The organism is Cohnella suwonensis (genome assembly GCF_042655365.1).
GTDB classification, from domain to species: domain Bacteria; phylum Bacillota; class Bacilli; order Paenibacillales; family Paenibacillaceae; genus Cohnella; species Cohnella suwonensis.
The window spans coordinates 48,216-69,881 of the sequence record NZ_JBHSMH010000038.1 but is presented as its reverse complement, the minus strand read 5'-3'; the positions used below and the strand labels follow the sequence as shown (position 1 = coordinate 69,881).

The window sequence follows — 21,666 nt, the reverse complement described above, 5'->3', positions numbered from 1 at the left end:
ACTCTACCAGAATGTATAAGTTTCACGCTTATCCATTTCTGAATCGTCTCCGCAAAGCTTCTTCAGCGCCCAGAGGACGCCGAAGGCGTTTTTGCTTGATAATAAGGATTAGCTTTGCAGCAACAGCTTCACGAGCGACTCTCCGGTAAGCAGGTTGCCGACGTAGAACGAGCCGAATTCGCCGTAACGCGCGCTTACTTCGTCGAACCGCATTTCGTAGACGAGCTTCTTGAATTGCAGCGCGTCGTCCGCGAACAGCGTGACGCCCCATTCCCAGTCGTCGAAGCCGACGGACCCGGAAATGATCTGCTTCACTTTGCCGGCGTAGCCGCGTCCGATCATGCCGTGACTGCGCATGAGCGTCTTGCGTTCCTCCATAGGAAGCATGTACCAGTTGTCTTGGAGATCGCGTTTCTTGTTCATCGGGTAGAAGCAGATATGCTTGCTCTTCGGCAAGATCGGCTTCAGGCGCGCGACGATTTCCGGAACCTGCATCGGGTCGACGCCCGGCGCGGCCATATAGTTGCTCAGCTCGACGACGCTGACGTATGAGTATTCCTTGCGGGTGAATTTGGCGAAGCCGGAACGGTTGAACGCGTTCTCGATCGCGTTAAGCTCCTCCAACGTCTCTCTCAGGTGCATGAAGATCAGATCGGCTTTCTGGCCGACGATCGAATAGATACCGAGGCTTCCTTCTCCGCGGGTTTCGACTTCCTGCCAGCCGTTGATCAGATTCACCAGCTCGTTCAACGCGCCGTCTTGCTCCGCCGGAGACGCCGAGTTCCATGCTTGCCAATCGATCGTGCGCAAATCGTGAAGGACGTACCAGCCGTCCAGCGTTTGAGCCGCTTCGCTCATCGTATTCCTCTCCTTGTCCGCTATGCTTCTACCATTGTAGCCGAACGCATTCGGACGTTCAAACGGAACGGACGATAAGGGACGACAATTTTTCCGCGCGCGCCCCAATGTTCACAACCCGGTCACAGCCTGCTCGTTGACTGCCCTCGGCCCAACTTGTAAACTGTAAAAGTAAACGACTTCGCGCGCTCGCCGTCAGACGGCGGTTAACTTTGGAGGGAATACGAAATGGTCGGTGGCATTCTGGGTGGCGTCTTGTTCGCAATCCTCGGATCGTTGCTTTGTCTGGTGCTCTTTTTCGGCATCGGCTTTATATTGAACATGTTGATCAAGACGACTTGGTTTCCGTTCTGGGCGTTTGTGGTCGTCGTCATTCCGATCGGCATCCGGTATTTGTGGCAAAGAGACTTGTCGGTCACCGAGAACATCCAATCGATGCTCGTCTCCGATACTGTGATGATCGCGGCGGGAGCGGTAGGCGCGTACTTGAGCGGCTGGGCGATCCGATTTCTTCGGCGCGGCGGCTACAAAATGTTCTGACGACGGCTTATCGCCGCTCGAACGAAATCTGGGAGGACTTTCATGCTCCGCCTATCGGAAATCAAAAAGATGGCGAAATACGCGCTCGTGGGCGGTTTGAACACGGGCGTCGATTTCGCCGTTTTTGTTACGCTCGTATACGCCTCGGGCTTCGGCTCCGCCTTGGCCCAGACGATCTCTTACGCCGCGGGCGTCGTCAACAGCTATTTGCTGAACCGGTACTGGACGTTCGAAATGAAGGCGAAACGTTCCTATGCGGAATTGGCGCGGTTCATCGCGATCAACGTTCTGTCTTTCGCGGCGGCAACGGCGGTATTGCTTGGCTTGGAAGCGCTCGGCGCGGAATCCGCGCTCGCGAAGCTGGTTTCCGTCGCATTCTCGATGACTATCAATTATATGGGTTTCCGGCTATGGGTTTTCCGAGGAATGGAAGCGGACGGCAAAAGGGCACACTAACGGGCAACTACGATACGCGAGGTGTTGGCGTTGCCCCTCATTCACGTGAACGGCGCCGAGCTGCATTACCATTTGCAAGGAACGGGAACGCCGATCGTCTTCGTGCATCCCCCTTGCATCGGCAGCCGGGTATTTACTAATTTGCGAAACGATTTGTCTCAGGATAACCGGACGTTGATGTTCGATCATCGCGGCCACGGAAGAAGCGGAACGTCGCGAGCCCGCGTCACGATCGCGTTGCTGGCGGAAGACACGAAGAGGATGCTCGACGCGCTGGACATCGGACAAGCGTATTTGTGCGCTTATTCGCTTGGATCGCTCGTCGCGCTCCAGGCGATGCTTACGCACCCGGACCGTTTCGTCGGGGGGGTGCTTCTCGGCGGCTTGTCCGAAGCGAACGGTTGGCAGACGAGAGCTCGGCTCAAGATCGGTTTGGCCGCGGAGAAAATCGGGGCGAGGGGGTTGATCTCCTTCCCGCTCTCTTGGACGCATGCCGACAGCCATGAGGCGTTTTATCGCTTGCGGGGAGAAACCCGTTCCGGCGACATGCGGAAGTGGCGCGAGTACATGGAGAGCGCTTTGACGTTCTCGGCGACGAGCCGGCTGAAGGAAGTACGGCAGCCGATGCTGCTCGTCTGCGGGCAAAGGGATACGGAGTACAAGCATTATCTGCGCACGTTGCAGAGAGGGCTGACGAACTTCAGCACCGCGTACGTACCCGGCGTGAAGCGCACGCTGCCGGTACACGCCGCCGGCTCGATCGGGGCGCTGATTCGTTCATGGGTCGGCGCCCAAGAAGAAGAACGGGAGCGCGCGCATGTCGAACGGCGGGTATCGCGCGAAACGCGCGGGGAGCGGGGGGACGAAGAAGTCGCCGGCAGCGACCCGTTCGCCGGTCCGTTCGGACGGTACCGGGAGGACGCGGAAGCGCCCTTGTACCATTAGTCGGAATTTCGTTAGTCATTCTCGAGACTCGAGGCCGCGGGGCTTCGTTCCGAGCGTCGGTTTGGCGGCAACGCCAGCGGCTCGCGGGCGAAGTCTTTTTTTTACATCTCTGCTCATAGGGTTTTATGCTACAATAGAACAATCATTATTCACGGAAAAGAGTTGTCGATCCCGCTATGCGCGTGTCGAACTTGATGGAATTCACGGAAAACCACCGCTATTATACGAGTCGGGATTTTGCTTTGAGCGGGCTGGACCGCAAAGTGTTCGTTTCTCTCTATCAGCCGATGATCGGCGCGATCGCCGCGGCTTTCTATTTCCTCCTCTACCATCGGATCGCGGAAGACTCGGCCGGTTGCACGACGCCCGAACCGCAGCGCGGATTGCTGCTCGGTCTTGGCCTGGAGCTGAACGCAGCGGGCCGCCAAGCCGCGCTCGACGCGTCTTCGAAGCTGGAAGCGGTAGGTTTGCTGCAGACGTTCCGCAATCTGAATCCTTTAACGGAAGAATCGCTTTACGAATACGTGCTTCAACGTCCGCTCGGAGCGGCGGAGTTTTTCTCGAACTCTCATCTCACGCTTCTATTGCGGGATAAGATAGGCAAGTCCGCGGTGCTCGAGCTGCAGAACGGCTTCGCCCCGTCCCAACCGCCGGAGCTGGCGAGGTTCGTGACGCGGGAGGAAGCGACCGTGCCGTTCTACGAGCTGTTCCGGATCGGAAGCGCGTCGATCGATCCCGAGCTGGAGCCGGCTTGGGCGGAAAGTGCGTCCGCCAGGGAACGGAAGCCCGCCGGGCAGGATCGGATCCGCCACAGCGAGATGCTGCTGCGTTTCCCGCGCGGCGCGGTCAACCGCATATACGTCGAGCGGCTGAACCGGGCGCCGGAGTCCTTATCTCAACTGAACTATTTGGCGTACAAATACGATCTAGAAGTGCCGGAGATTTGCCGGTTGCTAGACGAGGACGGCATGTTCAGGCACGATGGCACGCTCGCGTGGGACGAGCTGCAAAACCGGGCGAACGCCATGTACAGGCAAGACCGCAAGCGGGAAGAAGAGCGGGAGCGGTATCTCTCCCGCGGCGCGGAGAGAACCGAGATCGAATCTTCCGCCATGTCCGCGGAGTCGCATTTTGCCATCCCGGAGAGGTTCAAGGAAGAAGTCAGCGTCGCGCGGTATAACGAGATGCTGATGCGCGAGCCGTATACGAGATTGTTGGAACGTTTCTTCCCGGGAATGGTGCCGAGCCAATTCGTCACGATATTCGAGAGAATAGACTTGAATTACAAATTGCCCGAACCCGTCATCAACGTCTTGATCCATTACGTCTTTTCTTTAGGACAATCCCAGCGCGTGACGAAGTCGTTCGTCGACTCGATCGCGTCCAACATGCTCGCCAAGGGAATCGATACTTTCGATAAAGCGATCCGTTACGTCGGCGAACAAGAGAAGCTGAACGAAGCGCTCGAGCGCAAACGCCGCGGGGAAGAGCCTGTCGCGAGAGCGGGCGGAGCGGGTACGGGTGCGGGTGCGGGATCGAACCGCCAAGGTCGCCGCAAGCCGGCGATGAGCGTCGTCAAGGATGAAGGCCCGACTCAGGAAGTGACGCCTGAAGAGCTCGAAAAAATGCTCGCAAGGGCGCGGAGATTGAAAGGCGAGTCATAATTTTTCCGTTAGGCTGGAGGAGGTACGGGGATGGAATCGTTGGGAGAGGCAATGAGACGAAGTCCTTTCGCGGCCGCCGGAGATGCCGCGAATATCGCTAAACAGGTACTGAACGATCCGCTCGTGTTGAATTTGCGTTCTCGTTACCCCGATATAGAAGAGTCCGTATTGCGGCTTAACCTGAATCGATTGTACCAAATGACGACGGAGTATCGGAATTGTAAGGCATGCCCCGGTCTTGAAAGGTGTCCAAACGATTTGCAGGGACATTCAACGGGATTAAACTGCGTACAATTGAACGGCAAATGGCAAATAAACGACTATAAAACAGCATGTTCAAAATGGATTGCAAATGAGCAACAAGAACGTATTCGTCGACGAATTACAAGTTTTTATATAGATGAATCTGTTCTTGGAGTAACATACGACGAGTCTGAAATGATTCAGCGAGAACCTGGCCGCCAACTCGCCGTAAGTCAATTGCAAGATTACGTGGAAACGACGATGAAGGAAGGCCTGCAGAAGCGCGGCCTATACCTGAAAGGCGACTTCGGCACCGGCAAGACGTATTTGGCCGGTTATCTGCTGCAGCGTCTGGCAAAGGAAGGCTTCTCCGGCGTCATCGTCTACATGCCGGAGTTCGTCGAGGACGCGAAGGCGCTCGCGTTCGACGCGGTGAAGCTGAAGGAAACGCTGAACTTGATGAAGGAAGCGGACTTGCTCGTATTCGACGACATCGGCGCGGAGAATTTAACGCCGTGGGTGCGGGATCATGTGCTGGGCGCGATTCTTAATCACCGGATGAACCGCAAGCCGACGTTCTACACGTCGAACCACGATTTCGAAGATCTGGAGAAGCATTTCAGCTTTACGCACAAGGAAGGCGAAGAGCTGCACAAGGGGCAACGGCTCATGGACCGCGTCCGCCATTTCGTCGACGTCGTTCACGTGAGGGGTCGGAATCATCGGGGAAGCTAAAGCTATCGACATGGAGAGGAACGATTGCGATTAACGCAGTCGTTCTTTTTCTTTTTGCTGAAGGATCATGCTCATATGATCATAGAAATCATCCGGAAAGCGCTTTACAATTTATAAACGATCACATATAATCACATTAGAGAGTAAATGAGCATATATAAATGAAGAATTGTTAAAAGCAATCACAAATGATCACTCTATAGAGAAGCATGGGTGTAGTTGGAGGGGGAGATATCCATGTTGTTCGAGGAAGAACGAAAACTCCGGATCGCCGAATACGTCCATAAACAAGGGCGCGCTTCCGTACAGGAGCTGGCTAATCACTTTCAAGTATCGGAATCGACGGTACGCCGGGATCTGAGAGATCTCGAGGATCAACGGCAGCTGCAGCGTACGCACGGCGGCGCGGTGGCAAGGATGCATGACGATAACATCGAGCCATCATTCGTCGAGAAGGAAATCTTGTTTCAGCAGCAGAAGCTGGCAATCGCACGGGCGGCGCTGTCGCTGATCGGCGAAGGCGATACCATCCTGCTCGATTCAGGAACGACGACCTATTATCTGGCTAAGTTGCTTAAGGGTTTCCGGCGTCTGACCGTCGTCACGAACTCGGTAATGGTCGGGCAGGAGCTGGCGAACGAGAAGAACATCGAGCTTCTGCTCACCGGCGGGACCATTCGTCCGGAGACGCTCGCGATGGTCGGGCCGTTGGCCGAACGCGCCATCGGCGACATCTGCGTCGACAAGCTGTTCTTGGCGACGAACGGCTTCGATTTGGAAGCCGGATTAACGACGCCGAACCTGACCGAAGCGGCGACGAAGAATCGGATGATCCGATCGGCCCGTCAAGTTATTTTACTCGCCGACCAAAGCAAGTTCGGTCAGATATCCTTTTCCCGATTTGGAGGCTCCGCAGACATTACAACGTTGATTACCGATTCGCAAGTATCTCCTGCGACGTTGCGGGTTTTCGAAGAAGCGGGAATCCATGTTACGGTAGCCGAGAATGGAGGTCATACGCAATGAAGCCGAGTGTTCCGGTCATTACAGTCACGCTTAATCCGGCGTTGGATAAAACGGTTACCATCGAGCGATTCGAATACGGGGGCTTGAACCGTATTAAGGAAATGAGGACAGATGCCGGAGGGAAGGGCATTAATGTCGCCAAAGTGCTGAAAAATTTCGAAGTTAACGCCAGCGCTATGGGTTTCGCGGCAGGTTATCAAGGGCAGGTCATTCGCGACAAGCTGGAGACGCTGGGTATCCGTTCGGTTTTGACGGAGGCCGAGGGAGAAACCCGGGTTAATCTTAAAGTTGTCGATGAATCGACGAGACAGACGACAGAGCTGAATGAACCGGGCTTCACCGTTGATGGCGCGTTGCTTGAGCAGTTTCAGAAGGCTTTGAAGTCCGGGGCGGAAGAAACGTCAATCATTGTCCTCGGAGGCAGTTTGCCGCCCGGCACCCCGCGCGATTATTATCGTTCTTTAATCGAGATCGCTAATACGCAAGGCATTCGAACGGTACTGGATGCGGACGGCGATGCGCTGGCGTTGGGAATCGAGGCGTCGCCGTTCGCGATCAAGCCGAACATTCACGAGCTCGAAGCGTTGCTGGGCGATACGTTCGACAGTACGGAGCGTCTGATCGGCGCCGCGAGAACGTTAATCGACGGAGGCATCGAATACGTGCTCGTCTCGATGGGGGCGGAAGGCTCTCTGCTCGTTAACAGGCATGAAGCGGTAAGGGCCAGTCCCTTCCCGATTACGCCGGTCAGCACCGTCGGAGCCGGCGATTCGATGGTGGCCGCGTTGGTGTATAGCTTTCTCCATGGCAAGTCGTTCGAGGATACGGCGAGATGGACGTCGGCCGCAGGTACGATTACCGCTTCCAAACCCGGTACGCAAGTTTGTACGCTTCAAGAGGTGGAGCAATCCGTTCAGTTGGTCGAGCTTACACATTATTAAGAGGGCATTGGCAAATCTAACTTCTAAGGAGGGCTAACAACAATGAAAAAAATACTTGCAGTAACCGCATGCCCAACCGGTGTCGCTCACACTTATATGGCGGCCGAGTCGTTGCTAAAAGCGGCCAAAGAACGAGACATTCCGCTTAAAGTCGAAACCCGGGGCGCCGTCGGCGTCGAGAACGAATTTACCGACCAGGAAATCGCCGAAGCTCACGCGATTATCGTTGCCGCCGACACCGATGTGCTCGAATCCCGTTTTGCGGGGAAAGCGGTCGTAAAGGTGCCTGTCGCGCAAGCGATCAAAAATCCTGCCGGACTGCTGGAAGAAGCTTTAGCCAAGCAAGCATCCGCGCCTGGCGACTATGCGAAGCAGGTCGAACAGTCGAAGGCGCAGCGCAGCGCTGCCCGAAGCGGACCTTACAAGCATCTGATGACAGGCGTTTCGCATATGCTGCCGCTTGTCGTCGCCGGCGGTTTGCTTATCGCAATATCGTTCGCTTTCGGCTATGAGGCGTTTAAGCAAGAAGGAACATTGGCCGCAGCGCTGATGCAAATTGGCGGCAGTTCGGCTTTTGCCTTGATGGTTCCTATTCTTGCCGGTTTTATCGCTTTCTCTATTGCCGAGAAACCGGGCCTCGCGCCCGGTCTCATCGGCGGGATGCTTGCATCGAGTACCGGCGCCGGCTTCCTCGGCGGTATTCTCGCCGGCTTCCTGGCAGGCTACACGGCACAAGCGTTAAAGAAATATATCAAGCTTCCGCGCAACCTTGAAGGGCTGAAGCCGATCTTGCTTATTCCGCTCATTGCTTCCGGTGTCACCGGCCTGTTGATGATCTATGTCATCGGAGAACCGGTCAAAGGGATTATGGACGGACTAACCGACTGGTTGACCTCGCTCGGAACGGCGAACGCCGTACTTCTCGGGTTGCTGCTAGGCGCGATGATGGCGTTCGATATGGGGGGGCCGGTAAACAAAGCCGCATATACGTTTGCCGTCGGTTTGCTTGCAAGCAACGTATACGGTCCTATGGCGGCCGTAATGGCTGCCGGTATGACGCCTCCGCTCGGTCTGTGGCTCGCCACGCTAATCGCGAGGAATAAGTTCACGAAGGAAGAGAAAGATGCCGGCAACGCCGCGGCCGTACTTGGCATATCGTTCATTACCGAAGGCGCGATCCCGTTCGCGGCAGGCGATCCGTTCCGCGTCATTCCGTCCATCATGACAGGTTCGGCCATAACCGGCGCCTTGTCGATGGCTTTCGGCGCAACGCTTCGCGCTCCGCATGGCGGTATTTTCGTCCTTCCTCTGGTTGGCCACCTTGCCCTCTATGCGCTGGCGATCGCGATCGGTACGGTCGTGACCGCCGTCATGCTCAGCATTCTTAAGAAACCGGTCGAGCAGCGGCTGGATTCATAAGCGGCCAGCCGCTGTAAGAAGATTACAATCAAGGGGAGGGCTTCTTCCTCCCCCTATTTCCGATTATTAAAGTCCATTTCAGGAGGAAACCAACATGAACATTAACGCCCTTCTTGACGATCAATCGATATTTATCCCATTAGACTCGACAGATAAGAACGCGATCATCTCCAGCATGATCGACGGGCTTGTATTATCCGGTTCCGTATCGAGCAAGGAAGATTACATGAATGCCGTACTTACGCGCGAGAATACAGGTTCGACGGGCATCGGCTTCGGCGTGGCGATTCCGCACGGCAAATCCGCGGGCGTCTCCAAGCCGGGCCTTGCGTTCGCGAAGCTGTCCGCTCCCGCAGACTGGCAATCGCTCGACGGCGAGCCGGTAAAGGTCGTATTCATGATAGCCGTACCGGAAGCGGCGGCAGGCAACGAGCATTTGCAAATCCTGATCGCATTATCCCGTAAACTCATCGACTCCGAATTCCGCGAAAAGCTGATGGCCGTCGAACAACCGGATCAACTGAAGAGCTTGCTTGCGACGATATAAACAATATTGGAGGTTTTACTCATGCATACACGGGAAGTTACCATTCGGAATGCCTCGGGCTTTCATATCCGTCCCGCGCAGCTATTTAGCGAGAAGGCATCGCAATTTCAATCCACCATTCTGATCAAGCCGGAAGGCACCGCGATCGCGGCCGATGCAAAAAGCATCCTGGGCCTCATGACGCTCGGTCTGGATAAGGGCTCCGTCATCGCGATCGAAGCCGATGGTCCGGACGAAGCGGAAGCGGTCGCGCAGCTAGCCGAGCTCGTGCTGAGCGGCTTCGGAGAAGCGTAAAATGATGACGGAATCGATGGAGAAACGAATTGTAGGACTAGGCGTCTCGGAGGGCATCCGATTCGGCAAGGCTTTCGTCTATAAGCCGCTAAAGCTCGAAGAGATCAAGGAGAGCAAAACCGAGTCGCCGGAACAAGAGTCGGATCGCCTGGAGCGGGCTAAGGCGCAGTGCGTCGAGGAACTGGCACTGCTAATCGAACGCGCCAAATTGACGCTCGGCGAAGAGAAGGCGGCGATATTGAAAGGTCAGATCAGCTTTTTGTACGATCCGGCCTTTTACCCGCCGATGCTAAAGCTTATCCAGAATGATCATTGGTCGGCAGAAACCGCGGTTCGGCGCACAGTGAACCAGGTAGCCGGTATATTCGAAAGCATGGCCAATGAATATATGCGCGAAAGGGCTGCGGACGTACGGGATGTCGGCGGTAGGCTGATGACGCATCTCGTCGGACATCAGGGCGCAAGATTGACCGATATTAAGGAGAAGTCGATTATCGTAGCCGACGACCTAACTCCTTCCGATACGGTTCAGTTGGATAAACGGTATGTTCTCGGTTTCGTTACGCGAATCGGGGGCAAAACGTCTCACACCGCTATCCTTGCAAATTCTCTCGGCATAGCGGCCGTACTTGGCATCGGCTCCGCGATCGACGTCATCGGCCATGGAGAGGATCTGATCATCAACGGCTCCACGGGCGAATGCGTGCTGCGTCCCGAGCAGTCGACGAAAGAATCGTTTGCCGGTCAGATGGCCGCCGAGCAAGACGAGCAGGAACGGCTAATGGCATACGCGGAGCTCGCTGCCGTCACGAAGGATGGCTTCGGCATTGAAATCGCGGCCAATATCGGCACCCCGCAGGAAGCCGTCGGGCTCGCGGAGAAAGGCGCGGAAGCCGTCGGCTTGTACCGGACGGAATTTTTGTTTATGAGCGAATCCCAAATGCCTTCCGAAGAGGTGCAGTTTGAAGCCTACCGCCAAGCGGCGGAAGCGATGCAAGGACGTCCCGTCGTGATCCGGACGCTCGATATCGGCGGCGATAAGGAGCTGCCGTATCTCGATCTTCCGGAAGAATTGAATCCGTTTCTCGGCTATCGCGCCGTTCGGCTCTGTCTTGACCGCAAGGAACTCTTTCTCGCTCAGCTGCGGGCGATCATCCGGGCAGGAGCGTACGGCAACGTGAAGATTATGTTCCCGATGATTTCCGGGTTGGACGAATGGCGACAGGCCAAGGGCTTATACGAGGAAGCTCGACGGCAGTTGATCGCGGAAGGCGTTAAGATAGGCGAGCCGATCGAGGTCGGCATTATGATCGAAATTCCTTCCGCCGCCCTGATGGCGGACCGCTTCGCGAAGGAAGTCGATTTCTTCAGTATCGGCACGAACGATCTCGTGCAGTACACGATTGCGGTAGATCGGATGAACGAGAAAATCTCTTATTTGTACGATTATTTCCATCCCGCGGTCATCAGGCTCATCAAGAATGTCATCGATGCCTCGAACAATCATGGTAAATGGACGGGCATGTGCGGAAGCATGGCGGGCGATCCGATCGCGGCCCCGCTGCTCGTCGGACTCGGTCTGAACGAGTGGAGCATGTCGTCTTCGGCCATTCGGCGAATCAAGCAGATCGTCACGCAACTCGAGCGGAGCGCTTGCGAACAACTGGTCGATCGCTTGCTTGAACTGGATACTCCGACCGAAGTACGCGCCGAAATCGACGCATTCTTGAAGCAGCATCCATTCGTTTGAATACCGGATATCGTGGTTACATTCACGAAAGCGCCTGAATCCTATAGGGATCAGGTGCTTTTATTCGTTTAGCGCGGCATTAAGCAAACGTGTCGTTTTATTTATAAATATTTTTTATAGTCAGTTATTGACAGCGGGCTTGGTCAAAGGTTAAGATTTCAACATTACCAACTAAACAGGTATGAATTATAATTCGGGTAGGTTTTATTGTAGTATGGCGATCTGCATGGCCAGCCGGGGTCGGGGAAGACGGACGGATGCCAGCCATGCACGATTAAAAATCGAATTCAGAGGTGTATGAAAATGAAATTATTTAAAACCCTCCGCTTCACGCTTATCGGAACCCTTATCGTATCCGCCTTATCCGCTTGCGGCTCGAACAACAAGAACAATCAGCCCGCATCGGGGACCGAATCGACGGGGACGCCGTCCAAATCGATCGAACTGCTGAACGTCAGCTACGATCCGACCCGCGAGCTGTACGAGGAATACAACAAAAGCTTCGCAGAATATTGGAAAGAAACGACGGGCGGCACCGTTACCGTCAAGCAATCTCATGGCGGTTCGGGCAAGCAGGCGCGCGCCGTCATCGACGGCCTCGACGCCGACGTCGCGACGCTGGCGCTCGGATACGACATCGACGCGATCGCGGAGGCGGGCTTGCTCAAGACCGACTGGCAGAAGTCGTTCGATAACAACAGTACGCCGTACACGTCGACGATCGTGTTCCTCGTTCGCAAAGGCAATCCGAAAGGGATCAATGACTGGGGCGACCTGATCAAGGACGACATCCAAGTCATTACCCCGAACCCGAAAACGTCCGGCGGAGCCCGTTGGAACTACCTGGCCGCATGGGGATACGCGACGAAGACGCTCGGCTACGACGAGCCGCGGACGCTCGATTTCATGAAGAAGCTGTTCAAGAACGTGCCCGTGCTGGACACGGGGGCTCGCGGATCGACGACGACTTTCGTCGAGAAGGGCATCGGAGACGTGCTGCTCGCGTGGGAGAACGAAGCGTATCTGGCGTTGAAGGAGTTCGGAGACAAATTCGAAATCGTCACGCCTTCGATCAGCGTGCTGGCCGAACCTCCGGTCGCGGTCGTCGACAAGAACGCGGATAAGAGAGGCACGCGCGAAGCGGCCGAAGCCTACTTGAAATACTTGTATTCCGAGAAGGGCCAAGAGATCGCGGCGAAGAACTTCTACCGTCCGCGCCTGCAATCGGTCGCCGATAAATTCAAGAACCAATTCAAGGACTTGAACCTGTTGACCATCGACAACGACTTCGGCGGCTGGAAAACGGCGCAAGAGAAACACTTCGCCGACGACGGAACTTTCGATCAAATCTATACGCCCGGTTCCTGATTAAAGGCGCGGGCCGGGGAGTTCATACGGACACATGACAATCTTCCGCAAGAAAGACCGGGTATTGCCGGGCTTATCGATAACTCTCGGATTTTCCGTCCTCTATCTCAGTTTGATCGTCCTCATTCCTCTGGCCGCGCTCGTGCTCAAGTCGGCGAACCTGTCTCCGGCGGAATGGTGGGATACGGTTTCCGACCCTCGGGTCGTCGCTTCTTATAAGCTGAGTTTGTACGCGTCGTTCTTCGCGGCGCTCGTGAATCTCGTCTTCGGCTTGCTGCTGGCCTGGGTGCTCGTGCGCTACGATTTTCCGGGGAAAAGAATCATCGACGGCTTGATCGACTTGCCGTTCGCCTTGCCGACGGCCGTCGCGGGCATCGCGCTCACGACGATTTACGCGCCGAACGGCTGGGTCGGGTCGCTGCTCGAGCCGATCGGCGTGAAAGTGGCCTATTCGCCGATCGGCATTACGATCGCGTTGATCTTCATCGGCATCCCGTTCGTCGTGCGGACGGTTCAACCGATCCTTCAGGATATGGAATCCGATATGGAGGAAGCGGCCGTCCTGCTCGGTTCGTATCGGGGGAGAACGTTTTTCAAAATCATTTTGCCGGAATTGATTCCGCCGCTATTGACGGGGTTCGCTCTCGCGTTCGCCCGCGGCATCGGGGAATACGGCTCGGTCGTGTTCATATCGGGCAACATGCCGATGAAAACCGAAATCGCGCCGTTATTGATCATCACGAAGCTGGAGCAATACCAATACAGTCAAGCGGCCGCGATCGCCGTCGTCTTGCTGCTCATTTCGTTCGTGTTGCTCCTGTTTATCAACGTGCTGCAGCGCTGGAGCAACCGCCGGTTGCGAAACGTGAAGGGAGGCTAAGCCGATGGCCGGAATCGTAACGAATCCCCGCGCGGGGCAAAGCGGACCGGAACGTCCGCATCTGACGGAATCGCGCGGCGTCCGGATCGCGCTCATCGGCATCGCCCTTCTGTTCCTCGGGCTGATCGTCATTCTGCCGATGGCGGCCGTCATGGCGGAATCGCTTCGCAAAGGCTGGGCCGCGTACGTCGCTGCCTTGTCCGATCCCGAAGCGTTGTCGGCGCTTAAGCTGACGCTGATCACGGCCGCGATCGCCGTGCCGCTGAACACGTTATTCGGCGTATGCGTCGCGTGGGCGGTCGCGAAATTCAAGTTTCGCGGCAAAAACCTGCTCGTCACGCTGATCGACTTGCCGTTCGCGGTATCTCCGGTCGTCAGCGGCTTGATCTACGTGCTCTTGTTCGGCGCGCAGGGCTTCCTCGGCCCTTGGTTGGACGATCATAACATCGACATTATTTTCGCGACGCCGGGCATCGTTCTCGCGACGATGTTCGTCACCTTCCCGTTCGTGGCGCGCGAGCTTATTCCTCTCATGGAAGCGCAGGGCGTGCAGGACGAGGAAGCCGCGGTTAGCCTGGGCGCCCGCGGATGGCGCGTATTCTTCAAGGTTACGTTGCCGAACATCAAGTGGGGCTTGCTCTACGGCATGATTCTTTGCAACGCGAGGGCGATGGGCGAATTCGGCGCCGTATCGGTCGTCTCCGGCCATATTCGGGGCGAAACGAACACGCTGCCCCTTCATATCGAGATTTTGTACAACGAGTACCAATTCAGCGCTTCGTTCGCCGTCTCGTCCTTGCTCATGCTGCTGGCGATCGTCACGCTCGTATTGAAATCTCTATTGGAAAACCGCATGAGCCGGGAACATAAGAAGTAAGATCAATCCATAATCGTACAATTCGGGAGGGTATCGAGATGGCGAAACCGGTGGAAGTGGATGAGCGTTGGCTGAGTCGCATCGCCGAGCAGGTTAACGGTCTGGAGTACGGCGAAGTGAACATCGTCGTGCATGACGGCAGAATCGTGCAGATCGAACGCAAAGAAAGGAAGCGTTACGACGATATCGTCGCGCGGGCCGCCAAGCCAAAGCAGCAGGAAGCGAACTGACGACGGTCGGAGTCGATATGAAACCATTCTTCCGGAAGGAGGGATGGTTTTTTCGAGCGGACGTAGGCGAAGGGAACGCAAAAAGGCCGCCGGGAGCATCGCTCCCCGGCGGCCTTCTCGATTCCCGTAGTAAGGCGGAAATTAGGAAATGTTAAATTTAACGATAACCGCGATCGCGAACACGACGAACATGAAGCCGAACATGCCTCCGAAGCCCATTACCAGGTCCATTAAATCGTCGCGCGGCTCTTCGTTAATGTGCTGACGGGGATCTTTTACGTTTTCCATGGGAAGCCTCCTGACACATTCGATAGCTACAGTATACCCAACATCTCTTTTTGTTGTAAAGAGTTCCCGGAAGGTTACGGTGACAAGTTTGCGACAAAGGGGGCTCGGAAATGAGCGGTAACCTTGAAGCTGTGCTACAATGGGAGGAACGGGTGTTCTGCCCGGCAAGCGTCTGGAGGAGGGGCCGAAATGGACGAACGGCATATTGCACGGGGTCGGGAGCAGGCGATGGAAACCATCCGCCACAAGCTCGCGTTGCTTCCGGATCAACCGGGCTGCTACTTAATGAAAAACGACGAAGGCAAAATCATCTACGTCGGCAAAGCGAAAGTTCTCAAAAACCGCGTACGCTCCTATTTCAACGGAAGCCATGACGGCAAAACGCAAAAGCTAGTCTCGGAAATCCGCGACTTCGAATATATCGTTACCGCCAGCAATACCGAGTGCCTGATTCTGGAGTGCAACTTGATCAAGGAGCATTTTCCGCGTTACAACGTGCTTCTGAAGGACGACAAGTCGTTTCCGTATTTGAAGATCACGAGCGAGAAGCATCCGAAGCTGGAAGTGACAAGGCGGGTCGTGAAGGACAAAGGGAAGTATTTCGGACCTTATCCGAACGCCTTCGCCGCGCAGGAAACGAAGAAGCTTCTCGATAGGTTGTACCCGTTGCGGAAATGCAATACGCTGCCGGACAAAGTTTGTTTGTATTACCATCTCGGGCAATGCGTCGCGCCGTGCGAATATCCGGTCGAACAGTCCCGGTACGACGAGATGATCGGAGAGATCTCGCGGTTCCTGAACGGCGGGCACGGCGAAATCAAGCGCGAGCTGAAGCGTAAAATGGAAGCCGCGGCCGAGTCTCTCGAATTCGAGCGGGCGCGCGAATACCGCGATCAGATCGTGGCGATCGAGGCGCTCATGGAGAAACAGACGATCAACATGTCCGATGCGATGGACCGGGACGTGTTCGGGTACTCCGTCGACAAGGGTTGGATGTGCGTGCAGATTCTGTACATGCGCCACGGCAAAATGAATCAGCGGCATATGTCGATGTTCCCGTACTTCGGCGACGCATACGACGATTTCATCAGTTACGTGACCCAATATTACAGCGATAATCCCGCGTTGCCCCGCGAGGTGCTGCTGCCGTCTCCTCCGGAGGAGGAGGAAGCGGCAGGGGAGAAACCGGACACCGCTTCGGCGGTCTACGTGGCGGAGGCCGTGGCGGAGACGCCGACCTCGTATTCGGCGATGTCGGCGGCCGCGGCAGCGTTGAGCGAGGCGGACGAAGCGCAGGCGGAAGTGTTGCAAGCGGAAGAAGGGGAAGCGGCCGAAGTCGGCGAAACGCTGCGCCGCTGGCTGAAGATCAAAGTCGCTTTGCCGCAGCGGGGCACGAAGCGGCAGCTCGTCTCGATGGCTTGCGATAATTCCCGCGTCGCCCTGGCGGAGAAGTTCCGCCTGATCGAAAGGGACGAATCCCGCACGGTCAAGGCGACCGAAGGGCTCGCGCAATGGGTCGGCATTCCGAGCGCGAACCGGATCGAAGCGTTCGACAACTCGAACATTCAAGGGTCGAACCCCGTGTCGGCGATGGTCGTATTCACGAACGGCAAACCGGACAAGAAGGAATACCGGAAATACAACGTCAAGACGGTGCAAGGTCCGGACGATTACGAGTCGATGAGGGAAGTCGTCAGGCGCCGTTACGAGCGGGTGCTCAAGGAAGGTCTGGAGCTGCCGGACCTGATCGTCGTCGACGGCGGCAAGGGACATATCGCTTCCGTGCTCGACGTGCTTCGTAACGAGCTCGGCTTGGACGTACCGGTGTGCGGCCTGGCGAAGGACGCGAAGCACAGAACGGCGGAACTTCTCGTGGGAGATCCGCCGGAGGCGGTGCCGTTGCCGCGGGACAGCCAGGAGTTTTACTTGCTGCAACGCATCCAGGATGAAGTTCACCGGTTCGCGATCACGTTCCATCGGGAGAAGCGGGCGAAGTCCATGGTCGCTTCCCGTCTCGACGCGGTACCCGGCATCGGGGAGAAGCGACGCAAGCAGCTGCTTAGCCATTTCGGCTCGCTGAAGGCGATCAAAGAAGCGAAGGTCGAAGATTTCAAGGCGGTATCGATCGGGGAGGCGCTCGCGCAGCGCATTCTCGAGACGCTTAACGCGGAGAAACCGTAATTTTAATAAGGGAGTTCCCCGGAGTCGAACGACTTTGGGGAACTCCCTTATTTGTTAGGCTTCTCGCCATTTCGCCGATTTCGAGAACCGCCGATGCGCCCACCAGATGAATGCCCCGACGAGTCCGGGCATCGCGAGACTGAAGACGCCGGCGGCGAAGTCTCCCGGCAAGCCGTCGAACATCATTTGCGCGCCCATGAGGATCGCGTCGAGCGTGACGTGCGCGAAGATGACGGCCATAATGCCGAACCGGAGCATAAACCAGCCGAACAGGAACGACATAAGGACGAGCTCGATAATGCGCGTATAGAACGGGTATATCGCGTAACCGACGTGTCCGAGCGCCCAGAGCAAGCCGGGAGGCACGATCGCGACGAACGTCAGGACGGAAATCGTCCGTCCCGAAGGCTCGCGGCCGGTCAGCTTGCGGGCGATCCCGACGAACCATTTGCGGAACAGCGCGATGCCGAAGAAACGGCTTTGCAACTCTTCCGATATGCCGGCGCACCATGCGAGCAGCGGCAACAACCAAGGGAGGCTCATATTGTACATCGACTGGGTCGCGTCGGAAGACGAGAACGAGCCGACGGTTTTCTCCAGCGCGAGCAAGATGACCGACTGCGTTCCGAGCAGGATGAAGGCGAGGAAATAGCCTGTTCGCATGCTGGACAGCACTTTGTCCCCGTAATCCGCTTCTTGCCATCGCGGCCATAACGCGAGACCCATCGACTTCCACAACCCGTCTCCCCCGACGGCGGAGAAATACGTCATGAGCGCCATCACGAAGTAGGTGATCAGGCTGACGATAATCGTCGCTTGTTCGCCGACGCCCGAGCCGTCTTGCCAGGTGCCGGCCCGGAGTCCGGGAATCATGTTGAACGTGATGCCGGCGTAAAGAACGAAGAAAACCGAAGACAAGAAAATGCCTCTCACGAACGACGTGCGATCGCCGAACGTGCCGGCATAGACGATCGCGAGCACGAACAATAGAATGCTGGGCAACAGAAACCCGAACACGGACAATTGGGTCGACCAATATTGCTGGGTATCCATATACTTCAGGAAATCGGCCGGCAAGTCGACGCCGTAGTTGACGTAGCCGCCCTGCCAGGGCGGGAACGCCGAAGACAAGGGGCTGTATGCGGCGGGTACGCGAACGTCCAAGCTGACGGCCGCTTCTCCGATCGCGGATTTGTTCGACGCGGCGGTGAACCGCACGGATCCGTCTTCGCGCGCGAGACCGTCCGGATTCCAATCGGCGGGGTCTACCCCCCAACGAGCCGCGTATTGCAGCGCTGAAGCGACGGATTCGCTATTGCTCTCGCCGGAAGAAGCGGGGGACGCGCTCTCCCTTTCGGACGCGTGCTCCCAGCCGACGAGAGTCCCTTTTTCCATGTTCAGATACAGGACAAGCCTGCCGGAATAACCGGCGGATTGAAGGGAGACGGCATAGACGTCCGTCGGTGCGCGATCGGACCATTCCTTATCGTAAACGGCGTTCAGCTGATTTTTCGTTAGGTAGCCGACCGCGTCGCCGTCCGAGAGGTGGGTCACTTCCGCGTTCCGCGCGATTCCCGGGGCGAGACCGAATTTGCTCTCCGCCAAGGCGAACGCTTGGGTCTCCGCCTCCGCCCGGGTGAGCACCCCTTCCGTACCCGACGAGAACAATTGGCCGGTATTGGGGAATACTTGGACGAGCAAGAAGAGGAAAAGGCCGGCCGCGGCCGTCCATACCCAGCGGCGATCCAGTCGCGAAAGCTGCGTTCCGTTCATTTGACATCTCTCCTTACGCAATAAAAGCCGAAGTAAACGCATACAGCAAGGCCGCGCGAATCCGCTGCCGTTATTTTCATCCAGTATCTCGCATTTTCGGCGAAAATGAAAGCAAAGCGGACGATAATCGTTGTCTGGGCGTCCTATCGGGCGAATAGCTTTACCATAGTCGTTCAAACGCCTCGGTTTGACTTAAAATTGGTGTTGTCCCCCTCCGATGGAAAGAATATAATTCGGTGGTACGTTTCATAGATGACGATGAAACGAAAGAAGAGCCGAATTTCCGAACGACGGAAAACGGGGGAACCAACCGCTCACGGGTACAAGTTCTATTGTATTCGCGGAGACCGGGGTGAATTCCAAGCGGCGGCGCCGACCGCCGTTGGATAGGGCAGCCTGTTCGTGCCCGAACCCGACAGCTAACCTCGTAGGCCAAGCGCGAACAGGAATCGTGTGCGATTTTCGGGCACTGGGATTCCAGTGCTTTTTTTGTGCGGTCAGAAGGCATAAGATGATCGGATTTACGGGAGAATCGACGCTTTCGGGCAAACTAGAGAATATCTTCCTCGCGTTCCACCATGCGGAAGGTAAAATCATCATCGGTTGATGGAGGGAAAGCCAGTGCTGCGCAAGTTGTTCGAATCTATAATGGCTTCTCCGCCGCGTCTTCTCGTTATTGGGTTCGCCGCGATCATTTTAACGGGTGCCGGCTTGCTGATGCTTCCGTTCGCCCATACGGGCGACGCGCAACCGAGATTCATCGATACGCTGTTTACCGCGACTTCGGCGACGTGCGTGACCGGTCTCGTCGTCGTCGATACGGGGACGTATTGGACGACGGCCGGACAATTGATCATTCTGACGATGATCCAGATCGGCGGACTCGGCTTCATGACGATGGCGACGCTGTTCGCGATCGCGTTGAAGAGGCGAATTTCGCTCAAGGAACGGTTGGTGCTTCAAGAATCGTTTAACCAATCGAGCATAGAAGGCATTATCCGGCTCGTCCGCAAGGTGATTCTCTACGCGCTGTCGATCGAACTCGCCGGGGCAGTCTTGTTCACGATCCGGTTCACGTTCGATATGCCGTTCGGGAAGGCGTTGTACCGGGGCGTGTTCCATGCGGTGTCCTTCTTCAATAACGCCGGCTTCGATGTGATGGGAGATTACCGCAGCTTGGTCGATTACGTCGGCGATCCGTTCGTCAACATCGTGACGATGCTGCTCATCATTCTCGGCGGTCTCGGCTTCGTCGTGCTTGCCGATCTCGTCGACATTCGCAATCCGAAGCGGAAGCTGTCGCTTCATTCGAAAGTCGTCCTGAGCATGAGCGGCATTCTCATTCTGGCGGGCGCGATTCTGATCTTCGTGTTCGAGTATACGAATTCGACAATGGCGCAACTGAATTTCGGGGAGAAAATATTGGCGGCGTTCACGCAGTCCGTTTCCCCGAGAACCGCCGGCGTGAACACGATCGATCTCGGGGCGATGAGGCAAGCAACCCAGTTCTTCATGATCATCCTCATGTTCATCGGCGCGTCTCCGGGATCGACGGGTGGTGGCATCAAGACGACGACGTTCACGGCGCTGATCGGCGCGGTCGTTGCGATGGTGCGCGGCAAGGAAGACGTCGTGTTTTTCAAATACCGGCTTGCCCAAGAAAGGGTGTACAAAGCGCTGACGGTCACGATGTTCGCCTTCGGCCTCGTCATTCTGGCGACGATGATCTTATCGACGACGGAAGATCAACTATTTCTGAAAATTTTGTTCGAGGTCACGTCGGCTTTCGGCACGGTCGGGCTATCGCTCGGGATCACGCCCCAACTGACGCTCGCGGGAAAAATCATCATCATTATCATGATGTTCATCGGCCGGCTCGGACCGCTCACGTTGACTTACGCGCTCGGACCTAGACAAGGACGTCAGCTTTATCGTCACGCGGAAGGCAAAATCATAATCGGATAAGGAAGTTGACGTCATGAAATTGAACCAATTCGTCATTATCGGGCTTGGCCGGTTCGGCTCCAGCCTCGGTCGCGAGCTTATTAATCTGGGGTATGAAGTGCTCGGCGTGGACCGGGACGAAGAAAAAGTGCAGGAGATGTCGAACGTGCTGACGCACGCGATCGTCGCGGATGCCACCGAGGAGGAAGTGTTGAGATCGGTCGGCGCCCGCAACTTCGATTGCGGCGTCGTCGCGATCGGCGACGATATCCAGGCGAGCATTCTCGCGACGATTCTCTTGAAAGACCTCGGGGTCAAGAAGGTCGTCGCGAAGGCGGTATCCGATCTGCACGGCCGCGTGCTGGAGCGGGTCGGCGTCGATCGGATCATCTATCCCGAAAGAGACATGGGCGTGCGCGTCGCTCATCAGCTCGTCTCTCCGAATCTGCTCGATTATATCGAGCTTTCCAAGCAATATACGATCGCCGAGCTTCAGGTGCCGAGCTGTCTATCGGGCAAATCGCTCGACGACGTGAATCCGAGAGGGCGCTTCGGCTGCAGCATCGTCGCGATCAACAAGCCGAAGGGCATCATCATCGCTCCGGTCGCCAAGGACGTCTTGTCGACGGACGACGTCATGGTCGTCATCGGGACGAACGATCAGATCGAACAATTCCAAGAGTCCATCGGGCAATAGGAGAATCCGC

The 21,666-nt window shown here is 56.3% G+C and carries 21 protein-coding genes and 1 riboswitch; of the genes, 18 read left to right on the top strand and 3 right to left on the bottom strand.

The window, feature by feature from the left end; translation table 11 throughout:
* Positions 1-108: 108 nt before the first annotated feature.
* Positions 109-858, bottom strand: a complete 750-nt coding sequence (hemQ, locus tag ACFPPD_RS12635; RefSeq protein WP_209749844.1) for a hydrogen peroxide-dependent heme synthase — start codon at positions 856-858, stop codon at positions 109-111.
* Positions 859-1,086: 228 nt separating this feature from the next.
* Between hemQ and ACFPPD_RS12630 the strand changes: the two genes are divergently transcribed.
* From ACFPPD_RS12630 to ACFPPD_RS12560, 15 genes are all read left to right on the top strand, one after another.
* Positions 1,087-1,398, top strand: coding sequence for a YuiB family protein (locus ACFPPD_RS12630; RefSeq protein WP_378082398.1), 312 nt, complete (start codon positions 1,087-1,089; stop codon positions 1,396-1,398).
* Positions 1,399-1,440: 42 nt separating this feature from the next.
* The gene (locus tag ACFPPD_RS12625; RefSeq protein ID WP_209749845.1) at positions 1,441-1,854 is read left to right on the top strand and encodes a GtrA family protein; all 414 of its coding nucleotides are present in this window, start codon (positions 1,441-1,443) and stop codon (positions 1,852-1,854) included.
* A 30-nt stretch (positions 1,855-1,884) separates the two neighbouring features.
* On the top strand, positions 1,885-2,799 hold the full coding sequence (locus tag ACFPPD_RS12620; RefSeq protein ID WP_209749846.1) for an alpha/beta fold hydrolase: 915 nt from the start codon (positions 1,885-1,887) through the stop codon (positions 2,797-2,799).
* Between the two features lie 176 nt (positions 2,800-2,975).
* Positions 2,976-4,463, top strand: a complete 1,488-nt coding sequence (locus ACFPPD_RS12615) for a DnaD domain protein (RefSeq protein ID WP_209749847.1) — start codon at positions 2,976-2,978, stop codon at positions 4,461-4,463.
* Positions 4,464-4,493: 30 nt separating this feature from the next.
* Entirely contained in the window at positions 4,494-5,441 is a 948-nt protein-coding gene (dnaI, locus tag ACFPPD_RS12610) for a primosomal protein DnaI (RefSeq protein ID WP_209749848.1), read from the top strand.
* 237 nt (positions 5,442-5,678) lie between these two features.
* On the top strand, positions 5,679-6,467 hold the full coding sequence (locus ACFPPD_RS12605; protein WP_209749849.1) for a DeoR/GlpR family DNA-binding transcription regulator: 789 nt from the start codon (positions 5,679-5,681) through the stop codon (positions 6,465-6,467).
* Entirely contained in the window at positions 6,464-7,408 is a 945-nt protein-coding gene (gene pfkB / locus ACFPPD_RS12600) for a 1-phosphofructokinase (protein ID WP_209749850.1), read from the top strand. Before ACFPPD_RS12605 ends, pfkB begins: the two co-directional genes overlap by 4 nt.
* 42 nt (positions 7,409-7,450) lie before the next feature.
* Positions 7,451-8,827: a PTS fructose transporter subunit IIC gene (locus tag ACFPPD_RS12595; RefSeq protein WP_209749851.1), complete on the top strand. Its 1,377-nt coding sequence runs from the start codon at positions 7,451-7,453 to the stop codon at positions 8,825-8,827.
* 94 nt (positions 8,828-8,921) lie between these two features.
* Positions 8,922-9,374, top strand: a complete 453-nt coding sequence (locus ACFPPD_RS12590) for a PTS sugar transporter subunit IIA (RefSeq protein ID WP_209749852.1) — start codon at positions 8,922-8,924, stop codon at positions 9,372-9,374.
* A 21-nt stretch (positions 9,375-9,395) separates the two neighbouring features.
* Positions 9,396-9,668, top strand: coding sequence for an HPr family phosphocarrier protein (locus ACFPPD_RS12585; protein ID WP_209749853.1), 273 nt, complete (start codon positions 9,396-9,398; stop codon positions 9,666-9,668).
* Between the two features lies 1 nt (position 9,669).
* Positions 9,670-11,418 (top strand): phosphoenolpyruvate--protein phosphotransferase, encoded by a 1,749-nt coding sequence (gene ptsP / locus ACFPPD_RS12580; RefSeq protein WP_378082395.1) that lies wholly within the window; start codon positions 9,670-9,672, stop codon positions 11,416-11,418.
* Positions 11,419-11,721: 303 nt separating this feature from the next.
* Positions 11,722-12,786, top strand: a complete 1,065-nt coding sequence (locus tag ACFPPD_RS12575; protein ID WP_378082393.1) for a sulfate ABC transporter substrate-binding protein — start codon at positions 11,722-11,724, stop codon at positions 12,784-12,786.
* A 34-nt stretch (positions 12,787-12,820) separates the two neighbouring features.
* Positions 12,821-13,666: a sulfate ABC transporter permease subunit CysT gene (cysT, locus tag ACFPPD_RS12570; RefSeq protein WP_209749855.1), complete on the top strand. Its 846-nt coding sequence runs from the start codon at positions 12,821-12,823 to the stop codon at positions 13,664-13,666.
* A 4-nt stretch (positions 13,667-13,670) separates the two neighbouring features.
* On the top strand, positions 13,671-14,543 hold the full coding sequence (gene cysW, locus ACFPPD_RS12565; protein ID WP_209749856.1) for a sulfate ABC transporter permease subunit CysW: 873 nt from the start codon (positions 13,671-13,673) through the stop codon (positions 14,541-14,543).
* 38 nt (positions 14,544-14,581) lie between these two features.
* A complete protein-coding gene (locus ACFPPD_RS12560) occupies positions 14,582-14,773 on the top strand; it encodes a YezD family protein (protein ID WP_209749857.1) in 192 nt (63 codons plus the stop codon).
* Between the two features lie 141 nt (positions 14,774-14,914).
* Here ACFPPD_RS12560 and ACFPPD_RS12555 read toward each other — a convergent pair whose 3' ends face one another.
* Positions 14,915-15,061, bottom strand: coding sequence for a YqzM family protein (locus ACFPPD_RS12555; protein ID WP_209749858.1), 147 nt, complete (start codon positions 15,059-15,061; stop codon positions 14,915-14,917).
* Between the two features lie 189 nt (positions 15,062-15,250).
* Here ACFPPD_RS12555 and uvrC point away from each other — a divergent pair, with 189 nt between their 5' ends.
* The gene (gene uvrC, locus ACFPPD_RS12550) at positions 15,251-17,242 is read left to right on the top strand and encodes an excinuclease ABC subunit UvrC (protein ID WP_378082391.1); all 1,992 of its coding nucleotides are present in this window, start codon (positions 15,251-15,253) and stop codon (positions 17,240-17,242) included.
* Between the two features lie 54 nt (positions 17,243-17,296).
* Here uvrC and ACFPPD_RS12545 read toward each other — a convergent pair whose 3' ends face one another.
* Positions 17,297-19,015, bottom strand: coding sequence for a CPBP family intramembrane glutamic endopeptidase (locus tag ACFPPD_RS12545; RefSeq protein WP_209749859.1), 1,719 nt, complete (start codon positions 19,013-19,015; stop codon positions 17,297-17,299).
* Positions 19,016-19,278: 263 nt separating this feature from the next.
* Positions 19,279-19,463, top strand: a riboswitch (cyclic di-AMP (ydaO/yuaA leader).
* A 200-nt stretch (positions 19,464-19,663) separates the two neighbouring features.
* On the opposite strand from ACFPPD_RS12545, the gene ACFPPD_RS12540 reads away from it, so the two are divergent.
* Together ACFPPD_RS12540 and ACFPPD_RS12535 are read left to right on the top strand one after the other, a co-directional pair.
* Positions 19,664-20,980: a TrkH family potassium uptake protein gene (locus ACFPPD_RS12540; RefSeq protein WP_378082400.1), complete on the top strand. Its 1,317-nt coding sequence runs from the start codon at positions 19,664-19,666 to the stop codon at positions 20,978-20,980.
* A gap of 13 nt (positions 20,981-20,993) precedes the next feature.
* The gene (locus ACFPPD_RS12535; protein ID WP_209749861.1) at positions 20,994-21,656 is read left to right on the top strand and encodes a potassium channel family protein; all 663 of its coding nucleotides are present in this window, start codon (positions 20,994-20,996) and stop codon (positions 21,654-21,656) included.
* Positions 21,657-21,666: the final 10 nt, after the last annotated feature.

What these genes read in the sequence shown, in the direction of transcription:
- hemQ (WP_209749844.1), bottom strand. Translation starts at nt 858, where the DNA reads ATGAGCGAAGCGGCTCAAACGCTGGACGGCTGGTACGTCCTTCACGAT.
- ACFPPD_RS12630 (WP_378082398.1), top strand. Translation starts at nt 1,087, where the DNA reads ATGGTCGGTGGCATTCTGGGTGGCGTCTTGTTCGCAATCCTCGGATCG.
- ACFPPD_RS12625 (WP_209749845.1), top strand. Translation starts at nt 1,441, where the DNA reads ATGCTCCGCCTATCGGAAATCAAAAAGATGGCGAAATACGCGCTCGTG.
- ACFPPD_RS12615 (WP_209749847.1), top strand. Translation starts at nt 2,976, where the DNA reads ATGCGCGTGTCGAACTTGATGGAATTCACGGAAAACCACCGCTATTAT.
- dnaI (WP_209749848.1), top strand. Translation starts at nt 4,494, where the DNA reads ATGGAATCGTTGGGAGAGGCAATGAGACGAAGTCCTTTCGCGGCCGCC.
- ACFPPD_RS12605 (WP_209749849.1), top strand. Translation starts at nt 5,679, where the DNA reads ATGTTGTTCGAGGAAGAACGAAAACTCCGGATCGCCGAATACGTCCAT.
- pfkB (WP_209749850.1), top strand. Translation starts at nt 6,464, where the DNA reads ATGAAGCCGAGTGTTCCGGTCATTACAGTCACGCTTAATCCGGCGTTG.
- ACFPPD_RS12595 (WP_209749851.1), top strand. Translation starts at nt 7,451, where the DNA reads ATGAAAAAAATACTTGCAGTAACCGCATGCCCAACCGGTGTCGCTCAC.
- ACFPPD_RS12590 (WP_209749852.1), top strand. Translation starts at nt 8,922, where the DNA reads ATGAACATTAACGCCCTTCTTGACGATCAATCGATATTTATCCCATTA.
- ACFPPD_RS12585 (WP_209749853.1), top strand. Translation starts at nt 9,396, where the DNA reads ATGCATACACGGGAAGTTACCATTCGGAATGCCTCGGGCTTTCATATC.
- ptsP (WP_378082395.1), top strand. Translation starts at nt 9,670, where the DNA reads ATGATGACGGAATCGATGGAGAAACGAATTGTAGGACTAGGCGTCTCG.
- ACFPPD_RS12575 (WP_378082393.1), top strand. Translation starts at nt 11,722, where the DNA reads ATGAAATTATTTAAAACCCTCCGCTTCACGCTTATCGGAACCCTTATC.
- cysT (WP_209749855.1), top strand. Translation starts at nt 12,821, where the DNA reads ATGACAATCTTCCGCAAGAAAGACCGGGTATTGCCGGGCTTATCGATA.
- cysW (WP_209749856.1), top strand. Translation starts at nt 13,671, where the DNA reads ATGGCCGGAATCGTAACGAATCCCCGCGCGGGGCAAAGCGGACCGGAA.
- ACFPPD_RS12560 (WP_209749857.1), top strand. Translation starts at nt 14,582, where the DNA reads ATGGCGAAACCGGTGGAAGTGGATGAGCGTTGGCTGAGTCGCATCGCC.
- ACFPPD_RS12555 (WP_209749858.1), bottom strand. Translation starts at nt 15,061, where the DNA reads ATGGAAAACGTAAAAGATCCCCGTCAGCACATTAACGAAGAGCCGCGC.
- uvrC (WP_378082391.1), top strand. Translation starts at nt 15,251, where the DNA reads ATGGACGAACGGCATATTGCACGGGGTCGGGAGCAGGCGATGGAAACC.
- ACFPPD_RS12545 (WP_209749859.1), bottom strand. Translation starts at nt 19,015, where the DNA reads ATGAACGGAACGCAGCTTTCGCGACTGGATCGCCGCTGGGTATGGACG.
- ACFPPD_RS12540 (WP_378082400.1), top strand. Translation starts at nt 19,664, where the DNA reads ATGGCTTCTCCGCCGCGTCTTCTCGTTATTGGGTTCGCCGCGATCATT.
- ACFPPD_RS12535 (WP_209749861.1), top strand. Translation starts at nt 20,994, where the DNA reads ATGAAATTGAACCAATTCGTCATTATCGGGCTTGGCCGGTTCGGCTCC.